This window comes from Paenibacillus larvae subsp. larvae (assembly GCF_002003265.1).
Classification (GTDB): Bacteria; Bacillota; Bacilli; order Paenibacillales; family NBRC-103111; genus Paenibacillus_H; species Paenibacillus_H larvae.
Map to the genome: position 1 here is coordinate 3958873 of NZ_CP019687.1, position 15055 is coordinate 3973927.

Genomic DNA, 15055 nt, shown 5'->3' on the forward strand with positions numbered 1-15055 from the left:
ATTCAATATTTTTTGATCAAATTTTTTTATAAACCAACATAAAAGTATGACACATATTAAACATGACTAATATGTGTCATCCATTATTTTTAATAAATTATTTCTATTTAGGTCTTGATAACAGGCAAGGGGGGACGCCAATGGAGACGTTTCAAGCTCTTAAATTAATGTTCCTGTTCGGAATGTTTATTCTAGCGCTTCTAACGTTCATCCAGAAAATGAAATAGATCGCCCACCCCGCAAAGGTTAAATGCGATCTATTTCGTATAACTTTGTAAAAGCCGACCGCCTAGTAGCGCGGCTATTGCTGACCGTGGACGTTACCGGGTCTGCGGTCTTTTTTAGTATATGCTTCTACTTGCATTTTAACACAGGTCTGTTTTGTTTAACAAGGTTATACATGGCGTGACCATATTTTGACCATATTTTTTTCAGAAGATATCCGAAGTAATCGGAAAGCAAAAAGAGAAACTTCCTATTATATATAGCTAATCCGAACTAATCCTAACGACGTTACCCTCCCTAAATCCGCCTTCTTATGTTATTATATTACTTCTATAGTATTTATTGTATACAAATCAAAAAAAGGGAGAAGGTTTAATGAAATTCAAGAAAAAAATCACTAAAGGCATTGTAGCACTCACAGCATTAACTATTTTATCTACTTCGGCATTTGGCTCAATTTCATCAGCTCAAACACTTGAAAAACCATCAATATCTACAACACAACTACTTTCAGTCCCAACTTCTTTTTCATCGAACCTTGGAAAACCAACTGGTTTAAATTATTCGCAAGTTTCCACCCAACATAATAATTTAGCTAAATCAGGGCAAATACAGCCTAGGGAAATATTTGGTCATGGTCTAAAAGCGATAAAATTCATCGGGTCCATATGTAGAGTCGGAGGCTCAGCTCTTTCATGGATACTCAAACCTTTATCCCCTTCCAAAGCAAAAAGGTTCAGTCAATGGGCTCATAAAATTGCGGAAGCTACCGAAAGGTTAAACAGTGCTTCAAGAGGTGCTGTTGTTAAGGCTTTAATAGCAGTAGGAGTACCAGAAAAAACTGCTGAAGCTCTTGCTGATATTATTCTATGGCTTATTTAAACTAGTTAAAAGAACAGGTTTGAAATCCTCCCACAAGGATTCATGCCTGTTTTTTTTAATGGTAGATTTATAAGAATATAAGAAGTTTTTGCTCTCAGCGGAAGTGTCACCACTGGGGACGAATTGGGGACAGAATGTACATCATTGTATAGAATATAAGGATAAAGAAGGAAAAGGGAAAAGAAAAAAACTTATAAATCAAGGTTTTTTGGATTAAAATCAAATATAAATAGGTAAGAAAAGTTCCCTTCCGGGGTGCCCCTTTTTTATAAATAAGCCGAGAAAACTGGTGATTTCAATCGTGAGATGAATCGGCTTCGGATAAGGCGTGTCTTTTGACACTCCGACATATGGTGAATTTGTAATTGTTGAAGAAATATTTAGTACTAATATCCTAAAAAACTTTTGCCTATGTTATCCTATATTTGAGGTGGGTTTTACAATTTCGGAAATCGAAAGTGATTGTGATGATTACGATAATACATTCATCAAAAAGCGAGGTGGTACAGTGATTGTAAATAAAGCATATAAGATTCGTATCTATCCGACAAAAGAACAAGATGTTCTCATCAATAAAACAATCGGTTGTTGTCGCTTTGTATTGAAACCGGTATTTTCATCGGCCTCACATTGTTTGGAGTCAAAGGAATTATTATCGCATTCTGGCACTTGTAATTGTAACGAGCCTGTCCCGGGCAGGGGTTTTTCGGGATGTGTTTGCTTATATCCGCACCGGAAACTTTCACCATGTGCATCTGCCTCTGACAGAACGGAGCAGTTCAAAGGAAGCAAAACTTGATTAACCCGTTCATATTTAGATAATAGTAATATTAGTGAATTAGCCCATCTAGGCTTAGGTCTGAAAACTTACAAGGAATTAGAAATTGGCTATACCTTAGGAAAGAATATTTGAAATAAGTTGTTAATGGTTAGTAAAGAATAGCGGGTGCAAATTTGCTACAATGAAAAAAACAACCAGATTTAAAGGGAGGGCTATGAATGAAAAAATGGCCAGTTCCGCTAGCAGCCGCTTTTTTGTTCTCACAATTGTTGGGAGCGGGGTTTGCCTTGGCAGAGCCGAAGGCACAAACATCTTTGACCTCCTTGATGGAACGTGAGCCTAATCAATCTCTTTGGACGGCAACTCCCGTTAAGCTAAACAGCCAAACAATCGGCACGATTCATGATTATTTAGCAGATGTTGACATTTATAAATTACCTCTAACATCGGCCGGGAAAATTGCATTTACGCTCAGAGCTATTGAGCCGGATTATAGTTCATATTTACGTATGGATGTACTGGATTGCAAAGGAAATGTGGTACAGCGTGGTTCATTAAGGAAGTACAGTACCGGGGTATCAGTTGTAGTAGACAGGGAACTGAAACCGGACGCATATTATGTGAAGGTTTATACGGATGGCCGTTCCGTACAAATTGTGAATCAGCCTTATATGCTTGAAATTACCCCGTCTCCCGGAAATCTCACAGGCGATTTTGAGGAGATGCAGTTGCAAACTTCTAACCCTCCTAATCCGGCAGCGGGGGTCGAGCATGATTATTGGATGAAGCATGACGGTGTATATATGGAGCAGGTTCGGGCTTTTGATAAATGGAATGCGATTCATGGGAATGCCGACTTATTATCCGGCAGCCCTATGGTTAAACGCCAGTATCACTTGGCCCAGATTGATGCTTTCCGGGCCTGGAGTCTCACTAAAGGGAATCCGCTAATTAAAGTAGCTATTATTGACCAGGGCATTGCCTATCAAACGACAGAGCTTGCCCGACAGATTACCGAACCCTATGATGTGTTTGGACAAAGTTATAGTGAAACCCAAAAGAGGGATCATGGTACTCATACTTCCGGCATAATCGCTGCGGACAATCGAAATGGAATCGGTATAACCGGTGTGGCTCCGGGTATAAAACTGATGCCGATAAACGCCTGGGACACCAAAATGAAACGGACAGAAGAGAGTACTGCCAAGGCAATTCGCTATGCGGCCGATCATGGAGCACGTGTACTGAATATGAGCCTGGGCAGCAATGGATTTGCCGCCGATCAGAACGGGGATTCGAAAATCATTTACGATGCTATAAAGTATGCGTATAAAAAAGGAGTCGTCTTGGTGGCGGCTTCGGGCAACCATAATTTGGATGTGCCTGATTATCCTGCCCGCTATCCTGAGGTGATTGCCGTAGGGGCGGTAGATGAGAATGATGGGCTTTTGGATATCTCCAACAAAGGGAATGATTTGGTGGCCCCGGGAGCAGATATTTTCTCCACCGGGAAGAATGGAGATTATGTGAATCTTACCGGTACTTCTATGTCCAGTCCTATGGTAGCCGGAGCGGCTGCGCTTATCTTATCCAAAAATCCGGAGCTGACTCCCAAAGAGGTATTGGACATCCTTTGCAAGTCATCTGATAATATAGGAGCTCCCGGACCGGATAATACGTACGGATATGGAAGACTCAATGTCTATAAGGCATTGATGATGACTCCTGACTCTAAGGAACCGGTGGACAGCCAGCCTTTTACCGATATTGCGGATCATTGGGCGAAGCGGCCCATAGCGTTTCTTTGGACAGAGGGAATTGTAGCAGGTCGCACTTCCAGCAGGTTTGATCCCGAAGCACCTCTTACCAGAGCAGAATTTGCCGTTATATTAGCCCATGCATTGAATTTGCCTTCTTCCGAACAGTCTTCATTCAAGGATGTCAAGAAAGAGGACTGGTTTTACAAGGATGTAAATAGTGCAGCGGGCTGGGGGCTGGTAACTGGGACGGGCAGCGGTCTCTTTGAACCGAATCAGCCGATTACAAGAGAGGAAATGGCGGTTATGCTTGTCAAGGCTGCTGAGGCGGGAAAAGGATGTTTCCTTCATGATTCAGAGGTAATCCCTCCGGATAATGCAAAAGGTTCTTTCCTAGATCAGGCAGATATTAGCGGTTGGGCCATGTCCTACGTTCAGCGTGCATTTGATGCAGGTTTTTTGACAGGGCGGAACAACCAGATGTTTGCGCCAAAAGAGCTGGCAACCCGTGCGGAAAGCGCGCAGGTGGTCTATCAGCTTATGAAGTCCGTCAAACAATAAATTACAATAGGCCGATTCTTCCCCTCCGGGTTTCCGGAGGGGTTCTTGGTTTAAGGGGATATCAGGAGAAAAGAGGAGTGATTTATTTTAGGCAAGCCTATTTTTGAATAAGCAACTCACACCGGATAGGCTATTGCACATATAGTAAGGCAGAAGCAATCAAATCCAGACAGAAAGGAAAGGAGAAGAATATGACGCAAGAACGTGAATATTCGGAAATTGAAAAGCGTCCGGACGGACATCATGGCGGTTGGGATGGCGGTTGGCATGATGGCCATCACGGAGGTTGGCATGGCGGCCACCACTGGCATGGTTGGCACGGAGGCTATCCTCCAATAGTGGTTGTCGAGCCTGTGCCTTATCCGTATCCTTATTATCCATACCCGTCATATCGCTATCCAACGGTATATTAATTCATTCCCCTTTTCTTGAATCCCGATATTAGCCCCCTCTTTGCAGGGGGCTTTTACATGTTTTTACGTTTGGATTACCCGGAATGCTGCCCGGATAAAACCGGGAACCGAAGATGAACAATTGTACCTTTATTGACTTCGCTGGTTATCTTGATTTGCCCCTTATGGTTTTCCATGATCTTATAACTTGCCATAAGTCCGAGTCCGGTCCCTTTTTCCTTGGTGGTATAAAAAGGTTCCCCAATCCTTGTAAGGCGGTTTTCGGATATTCCTACCCCTTCATCGGAAAAGCTTAACGTGACCTGGCCGTCTTTGCAATTCCCCCCTAACCGGATAGTACCTCCTTCAGGCATAGCTTCGATCGAATTATTTAGCACATTGATGAATACCTGCTTAATTTGATTCTCGTCGCAAAACACCAGGGGAAGTAGTTCCTGGATCTCGTCCTTAATTTCCACATTGCTCATAATGGCTTTAGTGTTTAACAAGGCTACCGTATTTTTCAGCATCTGGTGCAGGTCTTTAGGCTGAAAGTGCACACGCTGGGGTTTGGCAAAAACTAAAAACTCACTGACGATGAAATTAATCCGTTCCAATTCTGAAACCATGATATCAAGGTAAGTATCGTACCCGTCAATTTTTTCCTGCAGTAATTGGACAAAACCTTTCAAGGAAGTAAGCGGATTGCGGATTTCGTGGGCAACACCGGCTGCGAGCTGACCTACAACCGAAAGTTTCTCTGATTTGATCAGCAGTTCTTCCGCCCTCTTGCGTTCAGTTACATCATTAGCAATCCAATATACTCCTCTGATGACTTGTTCTATAATAATCGGCACATATACGACGCTTAATATCCTGATCTGGCCTTCCTTGTTGCGGAAAGTCACCTCATCCGTGCTGGTAATACCCTCCAGGGACAGAGTGAACTGTTTGGTCCATTTCTCCAGTTCTGCGGGTTCAATAAGATCTTCAATCGACATGTCCAGTAATTCGTCTGCTGAATATCCGGTTATACGTTCGGCCGCAGGATTCACTTTCGTGAATCTGCCTGCCCGGTCAAAGGAGCATATGGCATCGGGATTATGTTCAAACAGGGATTTGTACTTTTGCTCACTCTCTTCCCACCGTTTTTCGGCACGATTCCGCTCATACAAGGCATAGATAACTGCGTAGGAACGGAGAAAAGGATCATTCTGGTTTTGAGCAAGCAGGGCATGCATCTGTTTAAGGGATTCCGGGTGATGGGAAAAACCTTGCTGCTTCTCTTGATTAGTAATACGAAGCATTTGAAGCAGCTTCAGAATATGATGCTGATGCACACGGCTCGCGATGGCAGTCTTGGTTCTTCCGGCCGAAGGGTCTCCCAGTATTACTGTACCTTCTTCCAGGTTATAACGGGTGACCTGATTCATATTGACGAGATTTCCCGGGCTGATCAAACGGAATCCATCTTCGTACAGCCACTCTTCCCATGCCTCCAGCGTTGAACAAGAATGAAACGTTTCGTTCAATGTGTGAACAAGATAACTATTTTCCTGGCAGGCCTCGATCTTAACTACTTTATCTACAGGCAGCAGGATGATGTCGGAGTCTTTCTTACCGGTGCGTGTAACTGGTATTTTACGCATACATTCAGCTCCTGGTTGAAGGTTTGAACTAATTGTAAAGTAAGGCAGCAAAGCCGTTGCCTCTTGTGATAAAATTATATCTTGTTTCAAAGAGTGAAGTAAATGATATTTAGTAAAAATGTTTCGATTTGGTAAATGGGGAATACCTTGAAATCTGCCATTTCTATTTTGTGTACCTAATAGTATAATAATAGAAAACTAACCTGCAAGGATGATTGCTTGTGCTCAGACAAATCTCTGATTCTCTATTTATGATTTCTCTCATTGCTTTAATGTTCTCCGTGGTATTTAACGGTATATTTTTCCGGGGGTTCAGCTTTAAGAAAAAAGATGATAATCCCAACGAATACGTAATTCCCAAGAAGGGGAAAATTATTGAGAGCCAGGATAAGGGTCTGAAACGCTTTATCCGCTCTAAATTAACCTATATCAGTCTAGGGGGTATCGCACTTTCCATTGTGATTTCTCTCATATAATCGTTTTTTCCGATCTTATTTTGTATACCTGGAAATAGTCAAGTTCCGGGTTTTTTTGCTGTTCAGATATATATAACAATTACCGTATTTTGGGATTTGATTGAATAGAAGAGGTTAGATTCGAAGATTCTCTTTTCTTCGGGAGATTTTTTATGTGCAAATAATACAAAAAAAGGGGCAAAATGCACAAGAATGTACGGTACCGGGTTCCGAAAACCTTTATTTATGATAGACTAAAACAACCGAAATCACATTATCATAGGAAATGGTGTTGTCAGAAAGGAAATACATCATGAAACGAACAAAATGGCTGCTTGTCGGTTGTCTGCTGCTTTCTGTTGCCCTTAACCTATTCTTGCTGGCGGACAGATGGGGAGAAAACCCAAAGAGTATACAATTTGCAGAGCTGTACAAGCAATCGGAGGAGAATCTGCGAACCAGCCTGTACTGGTTTAAGGAAGAGACTAGACAGGATGGCCAAAAACAAGTGTATGCTTTATATAGGGCCTACCAGCATATGAACGAGGCTGTGACTAAAATGAAAGAATGCATGCGGGAACTAAACCGTCAGGGTCTGGATACGGAAAGCCTGGAGAACAGTCTGGCATTCATCCAAAACTCTATGCTTGACGGACTGGTTAACCTGGCTGTAGGTAAGGAACCGGAGCTGGTTCTTGCTAGAGACCAACTTATATATTGGACAGAATATCTTCCGAAGGAATTTCCCGGAGGAAGCGAACGGGGTAAAAAAACGGAAGAACTAAAAAAAACAATGGATACATATAAGCGGAATTATTTGAATCCGAACGGAACCATCAAACTTGAATCTTAAATATAGAGATGAATAGATTGGTAACCTGAGAGCACGCTATAGAGGAGAATAGAGTGGAAAGGAGGAAAGCGTATGACCACATCGAAAAAACGGGAGGAAAACGCCTGGAAAATATGGAAGGAAACGAGAGCGGCCTCATGGGAAGGTCAAATCCTTGCATGAGCTTGCTGAGGAAGAAGAGATGCGGGGAGACCGATAAATTTCTGCAAAAAACGCCCTTAACCAGGCAGCACGGTTGTTAAGGAAAGGCTGCTGAAGTAAGGGCGTTTTCGGAAAGAACCGAAATACTCCGTTAGGAAGCTAGACAAACCAGGTATTCAGTATGACAATGAAAACAGCTACACTTACTGCTGAGGTTCCTAACATGATGATGCCATGGCGGATTTTTTGCTGAAACAGGCGGAGTATGCCGAAACTGAACAGCGAACCGATAATAAGCAGAAACAGCATCACCAGCATGACGAACCCTATGCCGTATGTGTGCATAACGGTCTGCAAATCCGTCAGATTACCCATGAATATCCTCCTTAGTGAGATGAATTCACACATTCGTTTTGCTGTGTGGACTAATGTTCTAAAACAAGTATAAAATAGTTCTATGTCGTTATCTACTAAAATTTTCTCCATAAGGAAATGAAAGCGTTGGCAAAAAACGGTGAGCCGATTAAGATAAATCTCAAGATAACGTTTTGCCCCAAATTGAAACCTTCAGTTTTATATCATAAATCCCCAACATTCAACGAAGGAGCTAATCAAGTGTCCACTTAAAAGATATTGCCGAACATGTCGGGGTTTCCGTATCCACGGTTTCCCGGGTTATCAATAATGACACCAAGCAGGCATGTTAATCCCTAATCAAGGAAGAAAATCTGGCAGGCCGTCCAGGACATGGGATACGTGCCTAACGAATCAGCCAGGCAGATCCATAGAAAGGAATAATACAATACTGTTTAATCATCTTTATTCCTAATTTGTAAACCTCCATTATGACATAATAAAATCCCCTAACGGTCTCTATTTCCAACCTGCTAATTTAGCATTCCGGACTAAGAGCCTGGTTTGGGGATAAAAAGATAAAAATACTGCTTTCGTGTAAAGTTCTATAAAAATTTCCTGTGGTGCTTTTTGCCGTCGAAGGTGAAAAGGATCTTTTTCTCGCCAACGATGGTTTCCAGATGGACACTTTTTCCCCAAAGGTGGTACATGTAAGGAAGTGTTTTCTCGACATACTTCACATCCAGTTCTACCCCTTCGTAAGAATGAGACACGTACAATTCTCCATTTCTCTGATAGTCTCCATCTGCAACATGGATATAGGGGAATCCGCCGTTGACTCTTGAATATACCAGTTGATCCCGCACCTGTTCCCACGATTTATCCGTAATTTTCCATTCCGGACCTTTTTTTTCAAATACGTAGAGGTCCAGATCCTCCACCAGTTTCTTGGTCAGGTAATTACGGATAAAAGAGGTATCGGAATCAATTTCCCGCACTTCGAATATTTTTTCCTGCCCTTCACCGCCTTTTCGTCCATATTTCTCCCGATCTTCTTTAGAGGGCTTATCCCAACGGGTTTCAATATCTTCAAAAATACGGAGTCCGAGATAATACGGATTTAAAGTGTGCTTGGAAGGCTGAACAACAGATGAGTTGAGTTTAGAGTACTCGATCGTTTCTTCTTCAGTCAGGTCCAGTTCCCTTAGTATGCGCTGATGCCAATATGAGGCCCAGCCTTCATTCATGACTTTTGTTTCCATTTGCGGCCAGAAATACAGCATTTCATCCCGCATCATCGTCATAATATCCCGTTGCCAGGGTTCCATGTACGGGGCGTTTTCTTCGATAAATAGCAGCAGATCTTTTTCCGGCTGGGCCGGAAAACGGGGTTCGTCCTCTTCAGCCTGCTTGTTATCAGGTTTTATATCCAAGTCCCACAGGTCTTCATATCCGGTTTGAACCTCTGTCTTCTTTTGCTTCTCGTCCTGCCAGTTCCTTTTCCAGCGGTTTCGCCGTTCTATCTGTTCATAAGGGGTGATGAGACTAGGGTCCACATGCTCTTGAATAGCCAGTACCGCATCAAGGAACGTTTCGACTTCGGCTGCTCCATACTCAATTTCATACTGCCGGACCCGCTCTGCTGTAGCCGACATGCTTTCTACCATATTGCGGTTTGTACGGGAAAAGTGAACATTGTTTTTGAAAAAATCACAGTGCGCTAAAACATGGGCTACGATAAGTTTGTTCTGAATAAGGGAATTTCCCTCAAGGAGAAAGGCGTAACAGGGGTCTGAATTGATCACGAGTTCATAAATTTTGCTAAGCCCAAGGTCATATTGCATCTTCATTTTATGGAAATTTTTCCCGAAGCTCCAGTGGCTGAAGCGGGTGGGCATACCATAAGCCCCGAATGTATAAATGATTTCAGCCGGACAGATTTCATAACGCATAGGGTAGAAATCCAGCCCGAATCCGCTGGCCACTTCGCTGATTTCGGCAATAGCGTATTCCAGCTGCCGCTTTTCGGATTCTTTCACTGTACCGCAGCCCCTTCCGGCTTCGCGAAGAAGGTTTTCAGCGCTTTGTAGACCTCACCTTTTTCACGGATAATATAATATAAAAACTTGGGGTCTTGGATATGCCGGTAAGTCTGCATTAGTGTACTGCTGCGGTTATACTGGTTCACTTCCCCGTACCCGAACATATTCGAACGCTCCATAAGCCGTTGAATCAGTTTGACGCATCGCTCATTATCGGAGGTCAGATTATCTCCGTCAGAAAAATGAAACGGGTAGATATTGTATTTGGACGGCGGATAGCTGCGGTCGATCACATCTAAAGCAGCCTGATAGGCTGAGGAGCAGATGGTTCCCCCGCTTTCGCCCTTAGTGAAAAATTCTTCTTCGGATACTATCCTTGCTTCCGTATGATGAGCAATAAAGACGATATCGACATGCTCATATTTGCTCCGTAAAAAACGCGTCATCCAGAAGAAAAAACTGCGGGCAATGTATTTCTCGAAGGAACCCATACTTCCGCTTGTGTCCATCATTGCCAGAATAAGAGCATTGGAATGCGGCTTTTCAATTTCATCCCAAGTTTTAAACCGCAGATCATCCGGTGAAATACCATGAATACCGGGCGTCCCGGAAGAGGCATTGCGCCGGATGTTCTCCAGAATCGTTCTTTTTTTATCAATATTGGACATAATGCCTTTCTTTCGAATGTCATTAAAAATAATGTCCTGCGTACTGATATCAAGCCGTTCCTTGGGATTTAGATAGGGCAGTTCCAATTCTTCGAACAGCAACGATTGAAGCTCTTCCATATCTACTTCCGCCTCGTAATAATCCTCGCCTGCCTGGTCTCCGGCCCCTGCCCCTTTTCCTTGCTGGGTGTAAGGATCAATACCGAGCACATCCCCGACTTGGCTGTCTCCATCTCCTTGCCCCACATGTTTACTTTTATTGTAATTAAAGCGGAATCTATACTCATCTAGACTGCGGATCGGGATTTTAATAATCTGCTTGCCGTTCGAAAGGATAATATTCTCTTCAGTAACGAGATCGGGCAGATTTTGTTTGATTGCATCTTTTATTTTTTGTTGATGCCGGGTCTGATCCTGATAGCCCTTCCGGTGTAAAGACCAATTTTCCCGTGAGACGATAAACAAAGGTTCCGCCAATAGAGGTCACCCCCTCAAAGTGTAGCAAACCGCAAAAAACTGGATTTTTGGTTGTTTTATGAAAAGAATCTATTACTAAATATATTCAACCGGGGAATGGTTATGTGAGAAGGATGCTGGTCTAATTTCCGGGACTATGTGATGTAAATCCGGCTGCAGTCAACTAACCACCGGACTCTAAAGAAGAACTTACATCCAACTTTTTCCTGCATTTTATCGTTCCTGAAAAGTGGGATTGTGTATGGAAGCCTCTGGAATAGGCTAAAGGACACGGAGTAAGTGAAGACGAAATACATATCATGCATAAACAGGCGCACCGGCTTATCATGGAGGCCTGTGTTCCTCCGATTCATTTTGAAGGAAGCAGGAAACTACTCCGAAAATCGGAAAAGATGACTGTAATCGGACATTGTGGCCGAGGTGGTTCATGAAATTCGTATGAGATGGAAAGGTAATTGTCCCCAGTTTATTTTGAAAAGAATCATTCTTTCATTCTCTTACCTTTGTATCCACTTTTTCTTGACGAGCCCAAGATCATCTGTCTATTTAAAGGGGAGCATATTACATTAAGCCTGCGGGCCAATTATCAATTTTATGATCCTTAACCTGATGGGAGGGGCGTGATCATCGTTGTCCCATCTTTTTCTCTGACTAAGTGTAAAAATTGATCGGCATATTCTAATATAGTTGTGCTATGAGTAGCAATCAAACATAGCCTGTTTTCGATTTTTACCCATTTTTTAAGATAGGCCAAAATAGAAGCTAAGGAGTCCACATCTATATTCTCCAGCCCCTCATCAAATATGATAATGTCCCTGCTTGCCATCATATAGATAATAAATACAACCTTTTGCCGGGTTCCTTTAGACAGGTTCTTAATGTATTCCTTCAATACTTTTTCTTTTTGAATGTTGGCAACTTGAACAAGCAAATCAAATTTTTCTTGATCAAACTCCTCCCCGTAAAGCAATAAAAATATTGGGTCACTTCCAAAGTGGTTAAATATTCAAGCCCTGTGAAGTCATCCGGCTGGAAAAAAACGAAAGGATTATAACCGGGAACTAGCGATTTATTGTGATAATTTATCTGTAATGTGGACGTAATGTTTCCAGCCAGTAAATTGACAAAGGTAGATTTCCCAATTCCATTTTCACCTATAATACCTACGATATTCCCTTTCGTAACAGAAACCTCTTGCTTGACAAAAATAGGCTGCTTCCCGAAAGCAAAATGGTCTAGATAGATATTTAAACTGTTCATTCGTCAATCCCCATTAACATTAAGAATAAAGCGGCAATAGAGGTTATTAGTGATGTGAAGGACAAAAATAAAATTAAATAATTCATAGGTTTTCCTTTTTTAAAATTAATAACTTCCTTTAGCAACAAATGCACAGAAAAGAGTACGAGAAAAATTAAGCCATATAGAATCATTTGTAAACTCCCCTTTTTATTGATTTTCGAACGACTCCCATATGAGTAAGAGTTTTTACAATGGATATTGTCCCACTAATAACAACAAGAGTACCTATTAGATAAATATTAATATCAAAAAGATGTGATGTAATCAGAACTGCCGTTCTCGGATCAAAGTGCATAAGGATAAATAAATGAATTAAAAGAAATAATATAGATATAAAGAAAGTCTCTGTAAAACTCACATACTTTTTAAAATCTTCCGGATACTGTGCAACCTCAGCTTTGTTCTTATCGACAAAAATATTAGCAGATACAAAAAGCGGTAGCATAAACAGATGAAGGAAAAACATCAACCCAATCTTTGCAAGGTCTCCATTCATTTTTAGGACCAAGTTCAAATAGCACAGGCCCCAAAAAATGTTAAACACATTGAAAACAAGTAAAACCGTAATTTTTCTAAAATAACTGAAAACAAAATTAGTTGCATACAATTCGATTTTGGTTGCCGAAAAATAGAAGTAATCATCTAAAAGAAGGATAGAGGTTTTGGTATAAATAAAGTAAATGCCAACATATAAAGCCAAAGATAATGAAACCAGCATATCTTTATCGATAGAAAATTGGGCAAAAAATGATGGAAACATGTCTAGAACCCAGAACAGAGAAACATATAAAAGGATGTAAGGTGGAAAAGCAAAACGAATCAAGGATATCTTAGTTTCAACTAATCTTCTGGTGAGGCATTGAATATCCATAAATATAAGAAACCATCTTCCTTTCGTCCCCTTCATGTTCCTATTCCTTGCTCCGATTAGATATACACAGAAATAAAGCGCAAAACAAACAACAAAGAAACCTGCAAAAATAGTAAAAACAGCTAGGTATGTACTATGAAAATAGAAAATGGGGAATGCATACAGCATCGAGTATAGGACCAATAGGAAAGTTTGTCCGGAGGTACTTTTAAAAGCCTGAGAAATAAAAAGCAACAGGAGAATAGCTAAAACCTTAATTTCTAATAATATGACTAAGTTGATTAGAATCAGAATGATTCCATTTAACTCAAATAACGCATCTTTAATAAACACTTTATGCATCCATGTTCTAATAGGCAGGATTTTGAATTCCTTCACTTTATAAAGGTAGGAGATGAATAAAAGGAGAAGAAGAACATATTTCAAGAATAGTGGATACCAAAAAATGGTTAAAGGGAACGCGCACTTAAAAAAAGTTTCTGACAAAGTGAAGCATGTGCTTAACATTCTGCAAATGTTAGTAGGTAAATAAGTAAATTCGTCACTGAAAAATCTCATTTTTTTTGAAAAATGAAGTCGATAATGCTTTTTTATAAAAAGAACTAGGTATTGCAATATATAAAAAAGCTTTTTGGGAACATTCATAAGACCTCCAAAACCTCTTAATCCATATTTGCATTAAAATTTGGTAATATATGGGGTAAAACAAGGGATTATCATTGAGTTTGACAATCCCTTGTTTTATGGTTAATTACCAGTCAATGATTGTCTTTTTGCCTGCCCATTTTATCATGTGCCTTAATCCATTAGATAAAAACCATGCAAGACCACCTGCAATTCCAGCATAAAGAGATAAGGCCGACACGATAGATACACCGTTAAAAACCGCGTTAACTACTTGAGCAGCATTTCCTGCAGAAATACCAGTTGCAATTAATTCAAACAAGTTCTCACCCCCCTCGTAGGTTAATCTGATTTATAGACAAGGCATAAAGCCTCGGCTACCATACAAATAAAGGCCATCTTTTTCAGGAAGATTCAATTACCTCCTAGGTTTTTCATTGGAGGTTGTTTTCATGTAATTTGTCGGTATTGACCTAGCTGATCAATATCATGATGTCTGCATTTGCGAGGATACCGGAGCTATGATCTAGGGGCTTATCGTTCCCCAAACTCCCGAAGATTGAACGACTTACTCAATGTCTTTCGTAATCTTGATCAGAGCAAGATTCTCATTGCAACTGAAACGCCGCTTAACACACAATCTCCTTCTCGGCACTTCTAGTTTCCTATTATCTTTTTTCGAATTTGCAGTTTGCTTTAAGTTCCGCTTTTTCAAAAGATTATATTGATTAAGGGCGTCTTTCAAATAAGTAAGATCAATAGACATCCCGTGATTAGTTGAAAAATATTTTCTTTTTTAGTTCGTCCTGAGATAGTGTTTTGTTTATTAGCAAAAAGATAAATAACGTACAGGATAATTCCACACGAACTTGTAAATATAAAAGTCCATGATGTTGCTGAAAATAAAGTAACAATTGCTACTGTTGAGAAAATGAGTTTTGATCCAACAGAGACAAAGTATATTTCATTTATCAGTTTTCTATCTCCCTTTTTAAATACAATTTTAAACATTAGTATCAAC

The 15055-nt window shown here is 40.8% G+C and carries 16 protein-coding genes and 1 pseudogene; 9 read left to right on the forward strand and 8 right to left on the reverse strand.

What is annotated here, in order from left to right; translation table 11 throughout:
• The first annotated feature begins 167 nt into the window (after nt 1-167).
• From BXP28_RS24700 to BXP28_RS20560, 5 genes are all read left to right on the forward strand, one after another.
• Nucleotides 168-227 carry a putative holin-like toxin gene (locus tag BXP28_RS24700; protein WP_230460812.1) on the forward strand — a complete coding sequence of 20 codons (60 nt, stop codon included), beginning with the start codon at nt 168-170 and terminating at the stop codon, nt 225-227.
• Nucleotides 228-600: 373 nt separating this feature from the next.
• Entirely contained in the window at nt 601-1107 is a 507-nt protein-coding gene (locus BXP28_RS20545; RefSeq protein WP_051427992.1) for a YqxI family protein, read from the forward strand.
• Nucleotides 1108-1615: 508 nt separating this feature from the next.
• Complete coding sequence (locus BXP28_RS25685) at nt 1616-1906, forward strand: helix-turn-helix domain-containing protein (protein WP_374049672.1); 291 nt, start codon at nt 1616-1618, stop codon at nt 1904-1906.
• 200 nt (nt 1907-2106) lie between these two features.
• On the forward strand, nt 2107-4206 hold the full coding sequence (locus BXP28_RS20555) for a S8 family peptidase (RefSeq protein ID WP_023484408.1): 2100 nt from the start codon (nt 2107-2109) through the stop codon (nt 4204-4206).
• 191 nt (nt 4207-4397) lie between these two features.
• The gene (locus BXP28_RS20560; protein ID WP_077585191.1) at nt 4398-4619 is read left to right on the forward strand and encodes a hypothetical protein; all 222 of its coding nucleotides are present in this window, start codon (nt 4398-4400) and stop codon (nt 4617-4619) included.
• 74 nt (nt 4620-4693) lie between these two features.
• Here the strand turns inward: BXP28_RS20560 and BXP28_RS20565 are convergent, their stop codons facing one another.
• Nucleotides 4694-6247, reverse strand: coding sequence for a PAS domain S-box protein (locus tag BXP28_RS20565; RefSeq protein ID WP_023484407.1), 1554 nt, complete (start codon nt 6245-6247; stop codon nt 4694-4696).
• A 221-nt stretch (nt 6248-6468) separates the two neighbouring features.
• Here BXP28_RS20565 and BXP28_RS20570 point away from each other — a divergent pair, with 221 nt between their 5' ends.
• The 3 genes and pseudogenes from BXP28_RS20570 to BXP28_RS25805 all read left to right on the forward strand — a co-directional run.
• Nucleotides 6469-6723, forward strand: a complete 255-nt coding sequence (locus BXP28_RS20570; protein ID WP_024095162.1) for a hypothetical protein — start codon at nt 6469-6471, stop codon at nt 6721-6723.
• A 292-nt stretch (nt 6724-7015) separates the two neighbouring features.
• Entirely contained in the window at nt 7016-7555 is a 540-nt protein-coding gene (locus tag BXP28_RS20575; protein ID WP_023484406.1) for a hypothetical protein, read from the forward strand.
• 148 nt (nt 7556-7703) lie between these two features.
• Nucleotides 7704-7754: pseudogene (locus BXP28_RS25805) on the forward strand (hypothetical protein); the annotation flags it as partial.
• Nucleotides 7755-7855: 101 nt separating this feature from the next.
• On the opposite strand, the gene BXP28_RS20580 reads toward BXP28_RS25805, so the two are convergent.
• Nucleotides 7856-8071: a hypothetical protein gene (locus BXP28_RS20580; protein WP_036656072.1), complete on the reverse strand. Its 216-nt coding sequence runs from the start codon at nt 8069-8071 to the stop codon at nt 7856-7858.
• 257 nt (nt 8072-8328) lie between these two features.
• Between BXP28_RS20580 and BXP28_RS23395 the strand changes: the two genes are divergently transcribed.
• Nucleotides 8329-8403, forward strand: coding sequence for a LacI family DNA-binding transcriptional regulator (locus tag BXP28_RS23395; protein ID WP_226989885.1), 75 nt, complete (start codon nt 8329-8331; stop codon nt 8401-8403).
• Between the two features lie 252 nt (nt 8404-8655).
• On the opposite strand, the gene BXP28_RS20590 is transcribed toward BXP28_RS23395, so the two are convergent.
• From BXP28_RS20590 to BXP28_RS20615, 6 genes are all read right to left on the reverse strand, one after another.
• Nucleotides 8656-10089: a SpoVR family protein gene (locus BXP28_RS20590; protein ID WP_046655148.1), complete on the reverse strand. Its 1434-nt coding sequence runs from the start codon at nt 10087-10089 to the stop codon at nt 8656-8658.
• Complete coding sequence (yhbH, locus tag BXP28_RS20595) at nt 10086-11237, reverse strand: sporulation protein YhbH (RefSeq protein ID WP_023485369.1); 1152 nt, start codon at nt 11235-11237, stop codon at nt 10086-10088. Before yhbH ends, BXP28_RS20590 begins: the two co-directional genes overlap by 4 nt.
• Nucleotides 11238-11838: 601 nt before the next feature.
• Nucleotides 11839-12129: a P-loop NTPase family protein gene (locus tag BXP28_RS20600; RefSeq protein ID WP_158225712.1), complete on the reverse strand. Its 291-nt coding sequence runs from the start codon at nt 12127-12129 to the stop codon at nt 11839-11841.
• Nucleotides 12126-12497, reverse strand: coding sequence for an ATP-binding cassette domain-containing protein (locus BXP28_RS20605; protein ID WP_036656169.1), 372 nt, complete (start codon nt 12495-12497; stop codon nt 12126-12128). Before BXP28_RS20605 ends, BXP28_RS20600 begins: the two co-directional genes overlap by 4 nt.
• Before the next feature lie 169 nt (nt 12498-12666).
• The gene (locus BXP28_RS20610; protein ID WP_144029536.1) at nt 12667-13743 is read right to left on the reverse strand and encodes a hypothetical protein; all 1077 of its coding nucleotides are present in this window, start codon (nt 13741-13743) and stop codon (nt 12667-12669) included.
• Nucleotides 13744-14161: 418 nt separating this feature from the next.
• A complete protein-coding gene (locus tag BXP28_RS20615) occupies nt 14162-14356 on the reverse strand; it encodes a hypothetical protein (RefSeq protein ID WP_036656171.1) in 195 nt (64 codons plus the stop codon).
• Nucleotides 14357-15055 lie beyond the last annotated feature (699 nt).

What these genes read in the sequence shown, in the direction of transcription:
- BXP28_RS20575 (WP_023484406.1), top strand. Translation starts at nt 7,016, where the DNA reads ATGAAACGAACAAAATGGCTGCTTGTCGGTTGTCTGCTGCTTTCTGTT.
- BXP28_RS20605 (WP_036656169.1), bottom strand. Translation starts at nt 12,497, where the DNA reads ATGAACAGTTTAAATATCTATCTAGACCATTTTGCTTTCGGGAAGCAG.
- BXP28_RS20580 (WP_036656072.1), bottom strand. Translation starts at nt 8,071, where the DNA reads ATGGGTAATCTGACGGATTTGCAGACCGTTATGCACACATACGGCATA.
- BXP28_RS20545 (WP_051427992.1), top strand. Translation starts at nt 601, where the DNA reads ATGAAATTCAAGAAAAAAATCACTAAAGGCATTGTAGCACTCACAGCA.
- BXP28_RS20565 (WP_023484407.1), bottom strand. Translation starts at nt 6,247, where the DNA reads ATGCGTAAAATACCAGTTACACGCACCGGTAAGAAAGACTCCGACATC.
- BXP28_RS20560 (WP_077585191.1), top strand. Translation starts at nt 4,398, where the DNA reads ATGACGCAAGAACGTGAATATTCGGAAATTGAAAAGCGTCCGGACGGA.
- BXP28_RS20555 (WP_023484408.1), top strand. Translation starts at nt 2,107, where the DNA reads ATGAAAAAATGGCCAGTTCCGCTAGCAGCCGCTTTTTTGTTCTCACAA.